14 protein-coding genes are annotated in these 17278 nt (G+C 70.2%); 6 read left to right on the top strand and 8 right to left on the bottom strand.

The features are described from left to right. Window positions 1-55: 55 nt before the first annotated feature. Both ACZ6YG_RS08655 and miaB read right to left on the bottom strand, forming a co-directional pair. Window positions 56-631: a hypothetical protein gene (locus ACZ6YG_RS08655; RefSeq protein WP_466017579.1), complete on the bottom strand. Its 576-nt coding sequence runs from the start codon at window positions 629-631 to the stop codon at window positions 56-58. A gap of 898 nt (window positions 632-1529) precedes the next feature. Beyond that, on the bottom strand, window positions 1530-3029 hold the full coding sequence (gene miaB, locus ACZ6YG_RS08650; protein ID WP_466017578.1) for a tRNA (N6-isopentenyl adenosine(37)-C2)-methylthiotransferase MiaB: 1500 nt from the start codon (window positions 3027-3029) through the stop codon (window positions 1530-1532). Between the two features lie 173 nt (window positions 3030-3202). On the opposite strand from miaB, the gene ACZ6YG_RS08645 reads away from it, so the two are divergent. Genes ACZ6YG_RS08645 through ACZ6YG_RS08625 form a run of 5 tightly spaced genes read left to right on the top strand, consistent with a single transcriptional unit; the run spans window position 3203 to window position 8326 of the window. Next, window positions 3203-3922 carry an amino acid ABC transporter ATP-binding protein gene (locus ACZ6YG_RS08645; RefSeq protein ID WP_378525167.1) on the top strand — a complete coding sequence of 240 codons (720 nt, stop codon included), beginning with the start codon at window positions 3203-3205 and terminating at the stop codon, window positions 3920-3922. An 18-nt stretch (window positions 3923-3940) separates the two neighbouring features. Continuing rightward, complete coding sequence (locus ACZ6YG_RS08640) at window positions 3941-4825, top strand: glutamate ABC transporter substrate-binding protein (protein WP_148033538.1); 885 nt, start codon at window positions 3941-3943, stop codon at window positions 4823-4825. A 58-nt stretch (window positions 4826-4883) separates the two neighbouring features. Continuing rightward, window positions 4884-5552, top strand: coding sequence for an amino acid ABC transporter permease (locus ACZ6YG_RS08635; RefSeq protein ID WP_466017577.1), 669 nt, complete (start codon window positions 4884-4886; stop codon window positions 5550-5552). Next, a complete protein-coding gene (locus ACZ6YG_RS08630) occupies window positions 5549-6442 on the top strand; it encodes an amino acid ABC transporter permease (protein ID WP_466017576.1) in 894 nt (297 codons plus the stop codon). The genes ACZ6YG_RS08635 and ACZ6YG_RS08630 overlap by 4 nt, the downstream gene beginning before the upstream one ends. A gap of 36 nt (window positions 6443-6478) precedes the next feature. After that, window positions 6479-8326: a S9 family peptidase gene (locus ACZ6YG_RS08625; protein ID WP_466017575.1), complete on the top strand. Its 1848-nt coding sequence runs from the start codon at window positions 6479-6481 to the stop codon at window positions 8324-8326. A gap of 4 nt (window positions 8327-8330) precedes the next feature. On the opposite strand, the gene rny is transcribed toward ACZ6YG_RS08625, so the two are convergent. From rny to recA, 5 genes are all read right to left on the bottom strand, one after another. Further along, window positions 8331-9947 carry a ribonuclease Y gene (rny, locus tag ACZ6YG_RS08620; protein WP_466017574.1) on the bottom strand — a complete coding sequence of 539 codons (1617 nt, stop codon included), beginning with the start codon at window positions 9945-9947 and terminating at the stop codon, window positions 8331-8333. 293 nt (window positions 9948-10240) lie between these two features. Next, complete coding sequence (locus ACZ6YG_RS08615; protein ID WP_466017573.1) at window positions 10241-11578, bottom strand: TolB family protein; 1338 nt, start codon at window positions 11576-11578, stop codon at window positions 10241-10243. Then, window positions 11575-12075, bottom strand: coding sequence for a SigE family RNA polymerase sigma factor (locus tag ACZ6YG_RS08610; protein WP_466017572.1), 501 nt, complete (start codon window positions 12073-12075; stop codon window positions 11575-11577). Before ACZ6YG_RS08610 ends, ACZ6YG_RS08615 begins: the two co-directional genes overlap by 4 nt. A 249-nt stretch (window positions 12076-12324) precedes the next feature. Continuing rightward, window positions 12325-12801 carry a recombination regulator RecX gene (recX, locus tag ACZ6YG_RS08605; RefSeq protein ID WP_466017571.1) on the bottom strand — a complete coding sequence of 159 codons (477 nt, stop codon included), beginning with the start codon at window positions 12799-12801 and terminating at the stop codon, window positions 12325-12327. 2426 nt (window positions 12802-15227) lie between these two features. After that, window positions 15228-16325 (bottom strand): recombinase RecA, encoded by a 1098-nt coding sequence (gene recA / locus ACZ6YG_RS08600; RefSeq protein ID WP_148033544.1) that lies wholly within the window; start codon window positions 16323-16325, stop codon window positions 15228-15230. Window positions 16326-16546: 221 nt separating this feature from the next. Between recA and ACZ6YG_RS08595 the strand changes: the two genes are divergently transcribed. After that, window positions 16547-16813 carry a hypothetical protein gene (locus ACZ6YG_RS08595; protein WP_466017570.1) on the top strand — a complete coding sequence of 89 codons (267 nt, stop codon included), beginning with the start codon at window positions 16547-16549 and terminating at the stop codon, window positions 16811-16813. Here ACZ6YG_RS08595 and ACZ6YG_RS08590 read toward each other — a convergent pair. Beyond that, window positions 16805-16999, bottom strand: coding sequence for a DUF3046 domain-containing protein (locus ACZ6YG_RS08590; protein ID WP_148033546.1), 195 nt, complete (start codon window positions 16997-16999; stop codon window positions 16805-16807). The genes ACZ6YG_RS08595 and ACZ6YG_RS08590 overlap by 9 nt on opposite strands. Window positions 17000-17278: the final 279 nt, after the last annotated feature.

Raw genomic sequence — 17278 nt, 5'->3', positions numbered from 1 at the left:
GCGGGGTGCGTCCGGAGGGTGAACGGCCGTGTCCCGCGCCACCGTGCTCGTGGTGTCAGCAGCCGCTCTTGGCGCACTGGCCGCCGACGGTGCCGGCCGGGCCGTCAGCCGGGTTGTCGCCCTCGTCGGAGGGCGGCGGCTTGGCCGCGGTCGTGGGCTTCTTGCCGCTGTCGCCCTGCTTCGCGGCGGTTTCCTGCTTGGCGCCGTCGCCCTTGCTCGCGGTGCTCTTGTCCGACGAACCGGCGCGGGTGTCGCGGGTGTCGCCCGATGTGTCGCCAACGGACGCGTCGCCCATCTCGGCGGCCTCCTCCTCGGGCAGGCCGGTGTCGGCGTCGCCCATGGTGGCCTCGTCGGCGGCCGCCTCGTCCTGCAGCGGCTCGCCCTCGCTGCCGGTCTCGCCGGCGCCCTGCTCGGGCCCCGCCTGCCGGCTCTGCTGGGTGGGCGTGCCCGTCTCTCCGGACCCGGCGGTCAGCGCGTAGCCGACGCCGCCCACGGCCATCGCCGCCACGAGTACGGACGCGGCGATGACGGTGATCTTTTTCTTCTTGCTCGGCCTGTTCCTGGCGGCCCGGCGGCCCTCGCCTGGCCCGTTGAGGATCTCAAGACGATCCGGCTCGGTCGGATCTTGCATGGTGTTACAGCTCCCTGCGGTCGTATCGGGAAAGCTCTCCGGCTTCCGCGGGCGATGGACCACACTAGCCGCAACAGCCGAATGCTCGCGCAACAATCACAAAGGAATCACGACTTGTCCCCCCAAGGTCCTATTCGCCCAGGTCGACGCCACCGCCTCGCCCCCGCCGCCGCGGTCACCGCCGTCCTGGCCATCGCCACGGCGGGAATTCTCCTCGCGTTCACCGGCCCGCGAATGCACCCTCGCAAATCCGCCCCGGAAATCGATCAGGAAAGCCCACTTTTCGATCAATCCCGCCGCACGCCCCCACCCACGTGGACGTCCATTCCCCCGCCCCATTCAGCCAGCCCAGAACCCCCCGCACCGGTGACGAGCATCACCACCGAAACCCCCTGGCTCCACCCGATCCCCCCACCGAACAACACACCCTCGTCCCACCCAGGAGACGCCACCAGGCGTCCGGCAGACGTCCCAGAACGCCAGCCCCCCACCCGAGATCACCAAGGCCCCCGTGCCCAACCCCGCACCCACCGCCCCGAACCCCGGGAACGTTCCAACACCCACACACCGAACGACAACACCAGCACCGGCGAGGCGGTCACACTCACCACCGCCCCCTCACCCACCCCCGAGCCCCAGCCCAAGGCCCAGACCCCACCAGGACTCCCCGCCCCCGACCCCTGCGCAACCTTCCACGACTTCCGCCGCGAAGCCTGCTACGAGGCCCTCAAGAGCCTAGGAAACTGATCACCCAAGGCGAGCCCGCAACTCAGGAACTACGGCGGGCAGAGCAGGCCGAAGGCTTGCTATCGGCGCCCAGCCCGGGGGGTTTCCCAAAAAGCCCTTAAGATCTTGATCTTTTACGGCGCGACCCACCCGAGCCAAGCACACCCGACGATCAGCGAGCGGAACAGCCCGAAGAAGAAGAAGAAGAAGAAGAAGGAGAAGTCGCCGGCCGGCCAATGGTAGGCATACCGAGGAGCACCCCGGACGGCTGAGGAGCCACACGCGCCTGCCAGGCGTCACCCGCACGCGTGCGGCGCAGGTCGCGGACCGGCCCGTCGGCGACCAGGTGGTGCGGGGCCGCGTACGTGACCTCGACCGTGACCATGTCGCCCGGACGCGGCGTCTCCTCGCCCACGGCGAAGTGAACGAGGCGGTTGTCGGGCGCGCGGCCGGAAAGGCGGCGGGTCGCCTCGTCCTTGCGGCCTTCGCCCTCGGCGACCAGGATCTCCAGCGTGCGGCCGACCTGCTTCTTGTTCTCCGCCCAGGAGATCTCCTCCTGGAGGGCGACCAGCCGCTCGTAGCGCTCCTGGACGACCTCCTTGGGGATCTGGTCGTCCATGGTGGCGGCGGGGGTGCCCGGCCTGATCGAGTACTGGAAGGTGAAGGCGTTGGCGAAGCGGCTCTCCCGTACGACGTCGAGGGTCGCCTGGAAGTCGTCTTCGGTCTCGCCGGGGAAGCCGACGATGATGTCGGTGGAGATGGCCGCGTCGGGCATGGCGGCGCGGACCCGCTCGATGATGCCGAGGTAGCGCTCGGCGCGGTAGGAGCGGCGCATGGCCTTGAGCACCCGGTCGGAGCCCGACTGGAGCGGCATGTGGAGCTGGTGCATGACGTTGGGTGTCTCGGCCATGGCGGCGATGACGTCGTCGGTGAACGCGGCCGGATGCGGCGAGGTGAACCGGACCCGCTCAAGGCCCTCGACGTCGCCGCAGGCGCGCAGCAGCTTGCCGAAGGCGAGCCGGTCGCCGAACTCGACCCCGTAGGTGTTGACGTTCTGGCCGAGCAGGGTGACTTCGAGGACACCCTGGTCGACGAGGGTGCGCACCTCGGCGAGGACGTCGCCGGGCCGGCGGTCCTTCTCCTTGCCGCGCAGCGCCGGGACGATGCAGAAGGTGCAGGTGTTGTTGCAGCCGACCGAGATGGCCACCCAGGCGGCGTAGGCGGACTCGCGCCTGGTGGGGAGCGTGGAGGGGAAGACCTCCAGCGACTCCTTCAGCTCGACCTGCGCCTCGCCCTCGATGCGGGCGCGCTCCAGCAGCACGGGCAGGGAGCCGATGTTGTGGGTGCCGAACACCACGTCGACCCAGGGCGCCTTGCGGACGATCTCGCCCTGGTCCTTCTGCGCGAGGCAGCCGCCGACGGCGATCTGCATCCGCGGGTTGCGGACCTTGGCGGGCCGCAGATGGCCGAGGTTGCCGTAGAGGCGGTTGTCGGCGTTCTCCCGGACGGCGCAGGTGTTGAAGACCACGACGTCGGCGGTCTCGCCTTCGGTCACGGCGACGTAGCCGGCGCCTTCCAGCAGGCCGGACAGCCGCTCGGAGTCGTGCACGTTCATCTGGCACCCGTACGTGCGGACCTCGTACGTGCGGGGGCTCTCCTGGGTCACAGTCATGGCATGAACAAGGGTAGTCGTTATGAGCCCTGCGCCAGCCGTACGCTTTCAAAAGACCAGCTTGACTGCCTGATGTGATCGGATCGGTACCGCCTGGTTAGTGACCAGCGTCCTTCGTGCCTCTACCGTTTGGGTCCATGACGGAGAACGGGGACGCCACTCCACTCGTGCAGATGGAGCACGTCAACAAGCACTTCGGGGCGCTGCACGTCCTGAAGGACATCAACTTGACCGTCTCACGTGGCGAGGTCCTGGTCGTCATCGGCCCGTCCGGCGGCGGCAAGTCGACGCTCTGCCGGACGATCAACCGGCTGGAGACGATCGACGACGGCAGGATCGTCTTCGACGGCCAGGTGCTGCCGGCGGAGGGCAAGGCGCTGGCCAGGTTGCGCTCCGACGTCGGGATGGTGTTCCAGTCGTTCAACCTGTTCGCCCACAAGACCATCCGGGAGAACGTGACGCTGGGCCCGGTCAAGGTCCGCCGCCAGGCCAAGGACGCCGCCGACAAGCGCGCCATGGAGCTGCTGGAGCGGGTCGGCATCGCGGCCCAGGCGGACAAGTATCCCGCCCAGCTCTCCGGCGGCCAGCAGCAGCGCGTCGCCATCGCCAGGGCGCTGGCCATGGACCCGAAGATGATCCTGTTCGACGAGCCGACCTCCGCGCTGGACCCCGAGATGGTGCAGGAGGTGCTCGACGTCATGATCGGGCTGGCGCGTGACGGGATGACGATGATGGTCGTCACCCACGAGATGGGCTTCGCCCGCAGGGCCGCCAACCGGGTCGTGTTCATGGCCGACGGGCAGGTCGTCGAGGAGAACACCCCTGACGAGTTCTTCACCAACGCGCAGACCGACCGGGCGCGTGACTTCCTTTCGAAGATCCTCACGCACTGACTAACGAGGCAGGTACACATGCACATGCGTCGAATGGGAGCGGTGCTCGCCGCGTTCGCCATGGCGGGCGCGCTGACCGCTTGCGGCGGCGATGACGCTGGAGGCGGCGGCGACGGCGGCGGCTCCTACGCCACCGTGATCGACAAGATCAAGGGTGGCGGCACCGTGGTCGTCGGCACCAAGTGGGACCAGCCGAGCCTGGGTCTGAAGACCGGGCCCGAGCCGGAGGGCTTTGACGTCGACGTGGCCAAGGCCGTGCTCAAGGAGCTCAACGGCGGCACCGACGTCAAGGTCGAGTGGAAGGAGTCGGCCTCGTCCAACCGCGAGCCGTTCCTGCAGAACGGCACCGTCGACATCATCTTCGCCACCTACTCGATCACCGAGGAGCGCAAGGGCAAGGTCACCTTCGGCGGCCCGTACGTGATCTCGCACCAGGACATCATGGTGCGCAAGGACGACACGTCGATCAACACCCCGCAGGACCTCAAGGGCAAGCGCATCTGCAAGGCCGCGGGGTCCAACTCCTACAAGCGCATCACCGACCCGCCGCCGGACGGCGAGCTCGACATCGACGCCACCACCGTCGACGCGGCGAACTACTCGGAGTGCGTGCAGAAGCTCAACGGCAGCAACCTCGACGCCGTCACCACCGACGACCTGATCCTGGCGGGCTTCGCCAAGCAGGCGGGCGGCAACTTCAAGGTGCTGGGCCAGGGCTTCACCGACGAGAAGTACGGCGTCGGCCTGAAGAAGGGCGACACCGCGACCTGCGAGGCCGTCAACACCGCGATCAAGACGCTGTGGGACAACGGCCAGATGAAGACCATGCTGGACAAGTGGTTCGGCGGCATCGAGGGCCTGCCGCTCTCGACCGAGGCACCGCCGGCCGAGGGTTGCGCCTGATCATGTCGTAGGCGGCGGCCGGGATCCCGGCCGCCGCCCTCCTATGCGGTGGAGCACGATGGACGAACTAATCAAGTACGCGCCCGTCCTCGCGGAAGGCTTCCTGGAGAACGTCAAGCTCTCCCTCGTGGCCGCGGTCGCCTCCCTCATCCTGGGCACGATTCTCGTGGGGATGCGGGTCTCGCCGACGCCGGTGCTGCGTGCGGCCGCCACCGTCTACGTCAACGTGGTGCGCAACACGCCGCTGACGCTGGTGCTGGCGTTCTCCGCGCTGGGTCTGAGCGACCAGCTCGGCCTGGTGTTCTCCCAGGAGCCGAGCGTCAACTCGTTCTGGATCGTCGCGATGGGCCTGTCGTTCTACACCGCGTCGTTCGTGTGCGAGGCGCTGCGGGCCGGCATCAACACGGTGCCCCTCGGGCAGGCCGAGGCGGCGCGGTCGATCGGGTTGTCGTTCTTCCAGTCCCTGCGGCTGATCATCCTGCCGCAGGCGTTCCGGGCCGTCATCGCCCCGCTGGGCAGCGTGATGATCGCCATGATCAAGAACACCACGGTCGCGACGGCCGGCGGCTACCTCGCCGACGCGGCCGCCACCATGAAGGAGGTCTTCGACACCACCGGCGCGTCGATCCCCATCTTCATCGGGATCGTCGTCGCGTTCATGGCCCTGACCATGCCCATCGGCTACTTCACCGGTTGGTTGTCCCGACGTCTGGCGGTGGCCCGATGAACCTTTCCGTCCTGTTCGACACCCCGGGCCCGCGCGGGCGGGTGCGCAACCACCTGCTCACCGCGATCAGCGTGCTGATCGTGGGCGGCATCGCCTACTGGGTCTATCTGGGCTTCGACGCCAAGGGCCAGTTCGAGGGGAAGATCTGGGAGCCGTTCCTCGACCCCTACACCTGGCAGACGTGGATCCTGCCCGGCCTGGCCGGCACGCTGCGGGCCGCCGCGCTGGCCGCGGTGCTCGCGTTCGCGTTCGGCGCGATCTTCGGTCTGGCGCGGCTGTCCGACCACGCCTGGATCCGGATCCCGGCCGGGCTGGTGGTCGAGGTCTTCCGGGCCATCCCGCTGCTGCTGCTGATCTTCTTCATCTTCTACCTGGCGCCGACCGTGATGGGCGGCGGCGACTACGCGTTCATGGCCGTGGTGCTCGGCCTGACCCTCTACAACGGGTCGGTGCTGGCCGAGGTCGTCCGGGCCGGCGTGCTCTCGGTGCCGAAGGGCCAGGCGGAGGCCGCGTACGCGGTCGGCATGCGCAAGAACCAGGTGATGCGGCTGGTGCTGCTGCCGCAGGCGGTCACGGCCATGATGCCGGCCATCGTCAGCCAGCTCGTGGTGCTGCTCAAGGACACCGCGCTCGGCTACATCATCGCCTACGTCGACCTGCTCAACACCGGCTTCAAGATCCTGCCGGCGGTGTTCTTCGGCTCGCTGATCCCGGCGGCCATCGTCATCGGCATCATCTACGTCGGGCTCAACATGGCGCTCAGCTACCTGGCCCACTGGCTGGAACGCCGCAGCAGGCGCAGCCGCAAGACGGCGGCGCCCCCGGTGGCGCCCCCCGGCGCGGAGGCGATCGGCCTGCGCTCCGGCGGCGGGCTCGACAGCACCGACTGACCCACGAGCGGCGGGGATTTCCGGCAGGATGCGGGTATGCCCGCCGCTCTGTGGCCCTCACCCATCTCCACCTCCGACGTCGCCCGGGCGGCGGCTCGTCCGGCCTGGCCCGTCGTGTCCGGCGGCGCCGCCTGGTGGACGGAGGACCGCCCCGGCGAGGGCGGGCGCACCACGATCGTGCGCCTCACCGCCGACGGCGCCCGGACCGAGCTGCTGCCGCCGCCGTGGAACGCCCGCACCCGCGTGCACGAGTACGGCGGCCGCCCCTACGCCGTCACCCCCGGCGGCGATGTCGTCTTCACGGAGCTGACCGACCAGCGGCTCCACACCCTCGACCGGTCGGGCGAGATCAGGCCGCTCACTCCCGAGGGCGACCGCTACGCCGACCTGGTGGTCCGCGACGACCAGGTGTGGTGCGTCCGCGAACGCCACCTCGACGGCGGCAAGGTCTCACGGTCGATCGTGTCCGTCCCGCTGGCCGGGGGCGAGGCCGCCGAGCAGGTCACGGGCCACGACTTCTACGCCTTCCCCACGCTCTCCCCCGACGGCCGGCTGCTCGCGTACGTGTGCTGGAACCATCCCCGGATGCCGTGGCACGGCACCGAGCTGCGCGTCACCCGCCTGTCCGACGGCGAGACGTGGACCGTGGCCGGCGGCCCCTCCGAGTCCGTCCTGGCGCCCCAGTGGTGCGACGACGGCCGTCTCTACCTGATCTCCGACCGCTCCGGCTGGTGGAACCTGTACGCGGCCGACATCGGCGGCGGCGAGCCGGAGCCGCTCTGCCCGCGCGAGGAGGAGTTCGCTTGGCCGCTGTGGTATCTGGGCGGCCTCCCGTACGCGGTCCTCGCCGACGGCCGGCTCGCCGTCCTGCACGGGCGCGGCGACCTGCGGCTCGGCGTGCTCGACCCGCTCACGGGCGTCCTCACCGACCTGGACACCCCGTTCCCGGGGTGGGCGCCGACGCTGGCCGCCGACGGCGCCTCCGTCCTGGGCATCGGGTACGGCCCGGCGACCCCGATGTCCGTGACCCGGGTGACCACGGCCATCGGAACCCCCGGCGGGATCGAGGTGCTGGCGGGTGACCACGGCGGGCTGCCCGACCCGGCCTACCTGCCGGAGCCTCGGGCGGTGACGCTGCCGGGCGAGGACGGCCGGGAGGTGCACGCGTTCCTGTATCCGCCCGCGCATCCGGACCACGCCGCCGACGGACCTCACCCGTACGTGATCTTCGTGCACGGCGGGCCGACCGCGCACGCCACCACCGCGCTCGACCTCGGCAAGGCGTTCCTGACCTCGCGCGGCATCGGCGTGCTCGACGTCAACTACGGCGGCTCCACCGGCTACGGCCGCGCCTACCGCGAGTCCCTGAAGGGGCAGTGGGGGCTGGCGGACGTCGCCGACACCGTCGCCGCCGCCCGCTGGCTGGCCGCCGAAGGGCACGCCGACCCCGGCCGGATCGCCGTCAGGGGCGGCAGCGCGGGCGGCTGGACCGTGATGGCGGCCTGCTGCCGGTCCGGCGCGTTCGCCGGCGGCGTCTCGTACTACGGGGTGAGCGCCCTGGGCCCGCTCAACGCGCACACCCACGACTTCGAATCCCGCTACGTGGAGTGGCTCGTCGGCCCCGAGGACCCCCAGCTGTACGCCGAACGCGAACCACTCGCCCTGGCCGGCGGCGTCTCCTGCCCGATGCTGCTGCTCCAGGGGCTCGACGACCCGGTGGTGCCGCCGGAGCAGTCGGCCGCCTTCGCGGAAACGCTGTCGGAACGCGGCATCCCCTGCACCTACCTGGCCTTCGACGGCGAGGCGCACGGCTTCCGCCGCACCGAGACCCGCTCCACCGCGCTCGCCGCCGAGCTCGCCTTCTACCAGCAGATCTTCCGGTGAGAGGTCAGCGCGCGAACTCGGTCGCCCGCGACTCCCGCACCACCGTGATCCGGATCTGCCCCGGATAGGTGAGCTCCTCCTCCACCTGCTTGGCCACGTCGCGGGCGATCACCTGCGCCTGGATGTCGTCGATCGCGTCCGGCTTGACCATCACCCGGATCTCCCGCCCGGCCTGCATGGCGAAGACCTTCTCCACGCCGTCGTAGGACTGCGCGATCTCCTCCAGCCGCTCCAGCCGCTTCACGTACGCCTCCAGCGACTCGCGGCGGGCGCCGGGACGGCTGCCGCTGATGGCGTCGGCCGCCTGGGTGAGCACCGCCTCGACGGTGCGCACCTCCACCTCGTTGTGGTGCGCCTCGATGGCGTGCACCACGTCCTCCTGCTCGCCGTAGCGGCGCGCGATCTCCGCGCCGATCAGCGCGTGGCTGCCCTCCACCTCATGGGTGAGCGCCTTGCCGATGTCGTGCAGCAGCGCGCAGCGCTTCATCAGCGTCTGGTCGAGCTTGAGCTCGGCGGCCATGATGCCGGCGATGTGGGCGGACTCGATGAGGTGCTTGAGCACGTTCTGCCCGTAGGAGGTGCGGTAGCGGAGCTGGCCGAGCAGCAGCACCAGCTCCGGGTGCATGTCGGTGAGGCCCAGCTCGACCAGCGCGTCCTCGCCGGCGCGGGCGCACAGATCCTGCACCTCGGCGCGGCTGCGGTCGTGCGCCTCCTCGATGCGCTGCGGGTGGATCCGCCCGTCGAGCACCAGCTTCTCCAGCGTGAGCCGCGCCGTCTCCCTGCGGACCGGATCGAAACACGACAGAAGCACCGCTTCTGGAGTGTCGTCGATGATCAGGTTGACGCCGGTGGTCGACTCGAACGCCCGGATGTTGCGGCCCTCGCGGCCGATGATGCGGCCCTTCATCTCGTCGCCCGGCAGGTGCAGCACGCTGACGACCGACTCCGCGGTCTGCTCGGTCGCCATCCGCTGCACCGCCAGCGTCACGATCTTGGTGGCGCGCTTCTCGCCCTCGCGGCGCGCCTCGCCCTCGATCTCCCGTACGATCAGCGCCGCCTCGCGTTTGGCCTGGTGTTCGATGTCACGCACCAGCTCGGCCCTGGCCTGCTCGCCGGTCAGCCCGGCCACCCGTTCCAGGATGACCCGCCGCTCCTCCTCCACCTTCAGCAGCTCGGCCCGCCGGTCGGCCAGCTCGATCTCCGTCTCGGCGAGCTTGCGGTCGCGCTCGGCCTGCCGCCTGGCCTCCTCGTCGAGCCGCTGCTCCCGCTCGGCCAGCCGCTGCTCCCTGCGCTCCAGGTCGGTGCGGAGCTCCTTGAGCTCCGACTTCAGGATCCGGCTCTCCTCCTCGACCTCCCGCCGCATCTGCGCCGCGCTCTCCGCCGCCGCCTCGGACCTGCGCAGGATCTCCTCGGCGTCGGACTCCGCCCTGTCGCGGATCTGGCCCGCCTCCGCACGAGCCTGCTCCAGCTCGTCGTGAACGGCCTCCAACTGCTCCGGCGTGGGCTTGGCGCCTCTCGGGACGCCGCCCGAGGTGCGCCTGACGACGATGAAGAGGGCTGCCATCATCCCGCAGGTCAGTACGAGCACCGCCACCGACAGCACTACGACAAGCGGCCCCATGTACGCCCCGCCCTCCTCGCGTCGTCAACACCCACAAACGCGGCCCTCGCACGGGAGGGTCACGGGCGCGGCACGGAAAGCCCCGGGACAGCTATCAAGCACAGGCCGACTTCGTGCCGACCGCAACAGCCGGCACCTCGTCCGCCTCGATCAACCAAGCTCGCTCGTCCGTCGTTCACCGGTATGGCAATCCGCACTGCGCGGAGTAACTCCTCACTGCCGTCGAGGTTATGCGTCGAACAGGTCACGAGCAAGCAAACGACTTACCAAGCGTGTCTTACCCGACACCCTCGTCAGTCGATCCCGTCCAGGTTGATGATCTGATATTCCCCGGGCAACCGGTGAGCGACGAGCGGGCCCTGGGCGGACCTGAGCCGGACGACGCTGACGCCTCCTTCCTCGCTGGGCGCGTGCTCCAGGTGCGCCGACCTGCCAGTCCGCACGTCGTACAGAACCTGCCCGTCCGTGAACCGGGCCAGGGGTCCGGTCGTGAACCGGTCGGCGGCCAGCTCCGCGTGGGCCCCCGGCGGCAGGTCGCGTTCGTCCGAGCCGTCGCGCAGCCGGTGGAAGCCGCTGCGGTCCTGGCGGATGCCCGCGCAGTGGGTCACCCCGCAACGGACGTACTGCTCGCCCGGATGGACGACGGCCGTGCTCGTCTCGCCCGTCTCGGCGTTGAGCAGCCGCTGGAAGCTGGGCTCGTTGTCCGGCGTGTACTCGCCCGGCGTGCCCGCCCACGGCCAGCGCAGGATGTGGTGCCGCTCCGCTCCCGGCACCGGCGTGGGGGCGCCGCCCCTGATGGGGACGGTGTAGACGCCGCCGTTCGCTCCCAGCGAGAAGGCCAGCCGGTCACCCGCCACGGCGAAGGCGTCGGACCGGCCGCGGATCGTCTCCGTCATGCGGATCTCCCGCGGCTCGCCGCCTCGGAGGGGCACCCACCAGAACCGGGAGGCGCCGTCGCCGAACGCCTCGAAGTAGACGCGGTCGCCGACCACCTGGAAGCCGTCGGCGTGCTTGCCCATGGAGGTGCGGAGGTCAGTGATCTTGCGGGCCTTCCGGGTCTCGACGTCGTAGGCGTAGATCGCGTTGGCCTGCTCGTGACCGGCCCAGGTCTCCACCAGGATGGTGTGCTCGTCGATGAACGCCTGCGGGTGATACTCGCGGCCGTTCGGAAGCTTGTCCGGGATCCGCCACACCGCGTCCGGCCAGACCTTCTCCAGAGCGGGCGGAATCTTCGCCGGCGGCTGCCGATCTCCCTGCGGCGGCCCGCCGGACGTCGCCTCGGGCTCCCCTGGCTGGTCCGTCTGACCGCCGGGCGTCGTCTCCGGCTCCCCTGGCTGGTCCGTCTGGAACGGCCCGCCCGGCGTCGTCTCGGGCTCCCTCGCATCCCTCGGGAGCTCGATCTCGGACCGCCCCGACGCCGGGCCGGAGTCGTTCCCGGCGCCCCGAACCACCGCCCCGACACCGCCAGCGATCACCACCACCGCCACGGCCGCGATCAGCGCCTGCCCGCGCGCCCGCCGCTTCCGCGACCGCGTCACCATCCGCCCCGACAGATCGGACGGCGCCCGCGGCGCGCGCTCCGCGGCCTTCCCCAGCGCCCGGCGGAGGCCGTCCTCCAGCTCCGTGCTCATGACGACCTCCCGTTCGCCGATGCGGATCGGGCCACGACGGCCCGCAACTTGCCCAAGCCGAGCGAGGCGTGACTACGCACCGTCCCCTGCGAGATCCCCAGCACCCGGGCGATCTCCGCGTCGGTCAGCTGCTCGTAGTAACGCAGCACCAGCACCACCCGCTGCTTACGCGGCAGCCCTTCCAGCGCCCGCCACAGCCCGTACTCGCCATCGGACGGTGGCGCGTCCACGTACGACTCCTCCGGCGGATCCCACGCCAGCCGCTCCCTGCGGCGTAAGCGCCAGGCGCTGATGTGCAGCCTGGCCATGATCACCCGCGTGTAGCTCTCCGGGTCCTGCTTCCGCCGCACCCGCGGCCAGGCCCGGTGCAGCCTGATGAGCGCCTCCTGCGTCAGGTCGGCCGCATCGTGCGGGTTGCCGCTGAGCACGTACCCGTAACGCAGCAACGCGTCGGCCCGCTCGGCGACGAACTCCGCGAACCACGACTCGTCGTCCAAATGATCTTCACCTTCTTCGTAGCCTCCCTCTCCAGACGGCCACACAGGTGAATTCGTTGAACCGCGACGAATCTCCCGGCGACTCGGTACGGGGCCACGCAAGAAGCCCTGCCGGGCTCCAGCCCCCGCCCAGGACCTGTACCACTGCCGGAGACCACCTTCGCCGAGGTCATCCGCCGCCAGGGCCACGAATACGCGACCTCGACGCACCACCGGCCTACGGGTACTCGTCCTCGACGCACCACCGGCCTACGGGTACTCGTCCTCGACCTCGACGCCCTCCTGCTCCAGAGCTTCCCGGATCACCCGGAACGACAGCCCCGGCGGATAGCCCTTTCTCGCGAGCATGCCGGCCAGGCGGCGGGTGCGGACCTTGGAGTCCAGGGAGCGAGTGGAGGGCAGCTTCCGCTCCACGAGGCGCCGGGCGGTCTCCTCCTCCTGATCCGGATCGAGCCGCTCGACGGCGTCCTTCACCGTCTCCTGGTCGACCCCGCGATGCCGCAACTCGTTGGCCAGAGCCCGCTTGGCCAGGCCCCGGCCGTGATGCCGGGAGTCGACCCAGGCCTCGGCGAACGCCTCGTCGTTGATGAGCCCCAGTTCGGTGAACCGGTCGAGCACCGACTCCGCCACCTCGTCGGGCACCTCCCGCTTCCGTATCGCCTCGGCCAGTTGCGCCCGCGTCTTGGGCGCCATGGTGAGCAGCCGCAGGCAGATCGCCCGCGCCACCGCCTCAGGATCGGCCGGCGGCGCCGCTGCCGCTCCCGAACCGGCATCCGGCCCATCAGCCGGCCATCCCCGCCCGGCCTTCCGTCCGGACCGCCTCCCCTTACACCCCTTCTTCGCCTTCTCCCCCGAACCCGGCTCCACCCCCGGCGTCGCCCAGAACTCCGTGCCCGCAGCCGACTCCCCCACACGAGTTCCGGTCCCTGCATCCGACACCCCGGCAGAAGTCCCGGTCCCTGCGTCCGACACCCCCGCGGAAGCCCAGGTCCCCCTGTCCGATGCCCCGCCCGGAGCCCTGATTCCCCCATCCGCCGACACCGCGTCGCCCGGCACCTCACCATCCCCTACCGACGCCGCACCACCATCCGGCACCTCACCGGAGGCATCCTCCAGCGGGCCCGCACCACCGCTCAACGCCTCACCAGATGCATCCCCCGACAGAACTGCACCGCCGCCCGTCGCCTCACCGGAGGCATCCTCCAGCGGGCCAGCACCACCGCTCAACGTCTCACCAGATGCATCCCCCGACGGAATCGCACCACTGCCCAGCGGCTCAGCTGACGCCGTGCCACGGCCTGGCATCCCATCGGACGCGGGGTGGGAAGCCGCCGCGCCACCGTCCTGCTCATCGAGGGCAGCGTCGGGAGAAAGAGAGGACTCCCCACCTCCGTCAGGCCTCCCCTCCTCGGCGGTCTGCCCAGGCCGCCAGGCACTCACGACGGACGCGACGCTCCTCCCGGACATGACCTGCGGCGTTCCACGCGAATCCGCGTCGTCCGGGCCGCCCTCCTCACCGTGGAACGCAGGCCGAGGGTCTGCGGCTTCAGCGTCGGAGCCTGCGGAGGGAGGAAGCATGTCATCGGAGTTCACAACGGATTCCCGCTGACGACGGCGCTGCTCGCGCCACTCTTCAGGCGAAGGCCAACCACCGATCCCACCACTCGTCGCCGGAGAAGACCGCTTCCTCGAAACCCCCTGATCAGTCAACCCATCGCCTCGCCGGAAAACCGAACCGGCCCGCTCCCCGCCCGAGCGCCCACCGCCGACCCGTCTTTCAGCAGCAGCACCGCCACCGGCCCGTTCCCCAGACGAAGCACCATCAGCCCGCACCCGATCGAAAGCATCATCGGCCCTTACCGGGTTGTAAGGACCATCGACCCGCACCACATCGGAAGAGCCGTCAGACGGTTCCTCACCGGAGGCATCATCACCCCAAGCCTCGCTTAAAGGACCGTCAGACCGTTCCTCACCTGAACCACCATCGGCCCGCACCCCGCTGAAAGCACCATCGCCCCGAGCCTCGCTGAAAGGACCGTCAGACTCCCCGCGGGCAACACCATCGTCCCGAGCCTCACTGGAAGGACCGTCAGAATCCGCGCCCGAATCACCATCGGCCCGAGCCCCACTAGTAAGTCCGTCACCCGGCTCCGCTGCGGAAGATCCGCTGACGGCTCCCGATGTGAAGCCAGGCACGGAAAGAGCCTCCTGGGAGACCACCCGCCCCTCTATCGGCTGAGCCTCCAGAGAGCCCCCTTCGGACACTAGAGACTCACGCCGCGCCTCCGAGGACGGTCCCTCGTCAACCCCCTCCGACGTGAAGGATCCATCCACAGGTCGCCCCGCCGTATCCGGATCCCGCCGGAACTCCTCCGGGGACAACCCCATGGGCGCCTGCCCGCGGACAGCTTCAGACCGCCCCACTCCGCGCCTCTCCACGGACAGCTCTTCACCAACCTGCCCCCGTACGAAGAAGTTTCCCCCAGGCTGCCGCGAAGCGTCCCGATCGTCCCGTCGCTCTTCCAGGGACGCCTCCCGCTCCCGTACGGAGAAGCCACCCGCCGCTCGATCCGCCCGCCCCTCCAGGGACAGCTCTTCACCAACCCGTCCCCGTACGGAGGAGTTGCCCTCAGACTGCCCCGCAGCGGCCGGATCGTCCCGTGGCGCCTCCGGGGAAGCCTCCTCGGAGGCCCGCTCCCGTACGGAGAAGCCACCCGCCGCTCGACCTGCCCGCCCCTCCAGGGACAGATCGTCACCAACCTGCCCCCGCACGGAGGAGTTGCCCGCAGACCACCCCGCAGCGGCCTGTCGCCCCTCCTGGGACACCTCCTCAGCGGCCCGCTCCCGCACGGAGAAACCACCAGCCGCCCGCCCCTCCAGGGACAGCTCTTCACCGGCCCGCTTCCCGGATTCACCCTCAGCAGGGGTCGGATCGCCCCAGAAGGGGTGGCTTTGCTGGGGTTCGCCCGCGGGCCGTGTCCACCAGGTGTCTTCAGGCGGCGGCTGCTCCCCCGGGGCGCGGCCGCCGAAGAAAGGGTGGCGCCCGCCGGGTGGGGCGCCCTCGGATGAGGAGCGCCGGGGTTTGCGGCGGGATGAGGCCGGGGCGCCCCGGTCGTGGGGCGCCGGATCCGTGTCACTCATGCGCCGACCGATCAGACGTCACCAGGCTTCGGCGTGGACTTGGAGCCGCGGCCGGACGCGGCGGGCGCCTTGGCGGGCGCGGGAGGCGCGGGGGCCTCGGCGGGCTCGTCGAGGCGCGGGCCCACGCCCAGCTTGTCCTTGATCTTCTTCTCGATCTCGTTGGCCATGTCGGGGTGGTTGCGCAGGAAGTTGCGCGCGTTCTCCTTGCCCTGGCCGAGCTGGTCGCCCTCGTAGGTGTACCAGGCGCCGGACTTGCGGACGAAGCCGTGCTCGACGCCCATGTCGATGAGGCCGCCCTCGCGGGAGACGCCCACCCCGTAGAGGATGTCGAAGTCGGCCACCCGGAAGGGCGGGGCCATCTTGTTCTTGACCACCTTGACGCGGGTCCGGTTGCCGACCGCTTCGGTGCCGTCCTTGAGGGTCTCGATGCGGCGGATGTCGAGGCGGACCGAGGCGTAGAACTTGAGCGCCTTGCCACCGGTCGTGGTCTCGGGGCTGCCGAACATCACGCCGATCTTCTCGCGGAGCTGGTTGATGAAGATGGCGGTGGTGCCGGTGCTGCTGAGCGCGCCCGCGACCTTGCGCAGGGCCTGGGACATCAGGCGGGCCTGGAGACCGACGTGGCTGTCGCCCATCTCGCCCTCGATCTCGGCCTTGGGCACCAGGGCGGCCACCGAGTCGATGACGATGATGTCGACGGCGCCGGACCTGATCAGCATGTCGGCGATCTCCAGCGCCTGCTCGCCGGTGTCGGGCTGGGAGACCAGCAGGGCGTCGGTGTCGACGCCGAGCTTCTTGGCGTATTCGGGGTCGAGGGCGTGCTCGGCGTCGATGAACGCCGCGATGCCGCCGGCCCGCTGCGCGTTGGCCACCGCGTGCAGCGCGATGGTGGTCTTGCCGGAGGACTCCGGACCGTAGATCTCGACGATCCTGCCGCGCGGCAGGCCGCCGATGCCGAGCGCGACGTCGAGGGAGATCGACCCGGTCGGGATCACCTCGATGGGGGCTCGGGCGTCATCGCCGAGGCGCATGACGGAACCCTTGCCGAACTGCCGCTCGATCTGGGCGAGGGCGGTCTCGAGGGCCTTCTCGCGGTCGTTGATAGCCATGGGAGCTCCCTCTTGAGGGTCGTGGTCGGAATCAGTCGAGTGAAAGCTACGGTCTGCCACCGACATTTTCCCGGAAGCGGTCGTGGAAGACGTGGCCCGGCGAGCCCATCGTAGCCGAACGGCTGTTCGATCACACGCACGTCCGCGAGGAAGTCCGCCCGCGCCCGGATGCGTTCCCGCAGCCTGGGGAGACTCCTGGGAAGAGGGCAGGAGGTGACCACGTGGCGAGCTCGTACACCAGCGAACGGCGCACTCATCTGCAGGGCCTCGCCGAGGTGCTCCCTCGCCACGGGCTGGTGAGCCGGATGGTGGGCGAGGAGGAGCCGCTGTTGTGGGTGTGGCATCCGCACACGAGCAGGCAGACCCTGGTCTTCGCCACGCCGTCGGAGCGGGGCTGGCTGTTTCTCTGGGCGCCCGGCGGCACGGGCGGTGCCGACGACCTCGATCGCACGGCGCGCGCTCTGAGGGAGACGCTGGGCTCAGCGTAGCCGGGGGGAGACGTCCTCGACCTGGCAGACGGCCCGCCAGACGGTCTTGGCGCTCTCGCCGTCGGCCAGCGCCTGCACCACGGTGCGCCCGCCGAGCGGCGCGATCACGTAATCACGCGCCCACGACTCGGCGTAGGTGTCGCCGAAGTGCAGGCGCATCCTTCTCCAGAACTCAGTCAGGCGCATCACTCAAGTATGGATCGGCCCCGGGAGTGGGTAGGACGCAACGGGAACGTGAACGACCTGCGTATCACCCGCCTTCGAACCACGGCATCGGCATGTGCCGGAGACCCGGAAGGGAGGAAGCGCGGATCCCCCCGTCGGCTGAGGCAGGCGGTCCCCCTCCGCGCGACTCTGATGGCGAAGACCGCGAAACCCTCACCCCCCAAGTCAGCCAAGGCCAAGGCCAACAGGACGAAGCGCCGCCACTTACTGTCCTTGCGGCGCGAGGCCGTACGGAAGGAG

This window comes from Nonomuraea sp. NPDC054003 (assembly GCF_055585125.1).
Note: the sequence above shows the minus strand (reverse complement) of the source record. Positions and strands in the feature narration are given on the sequence as shown.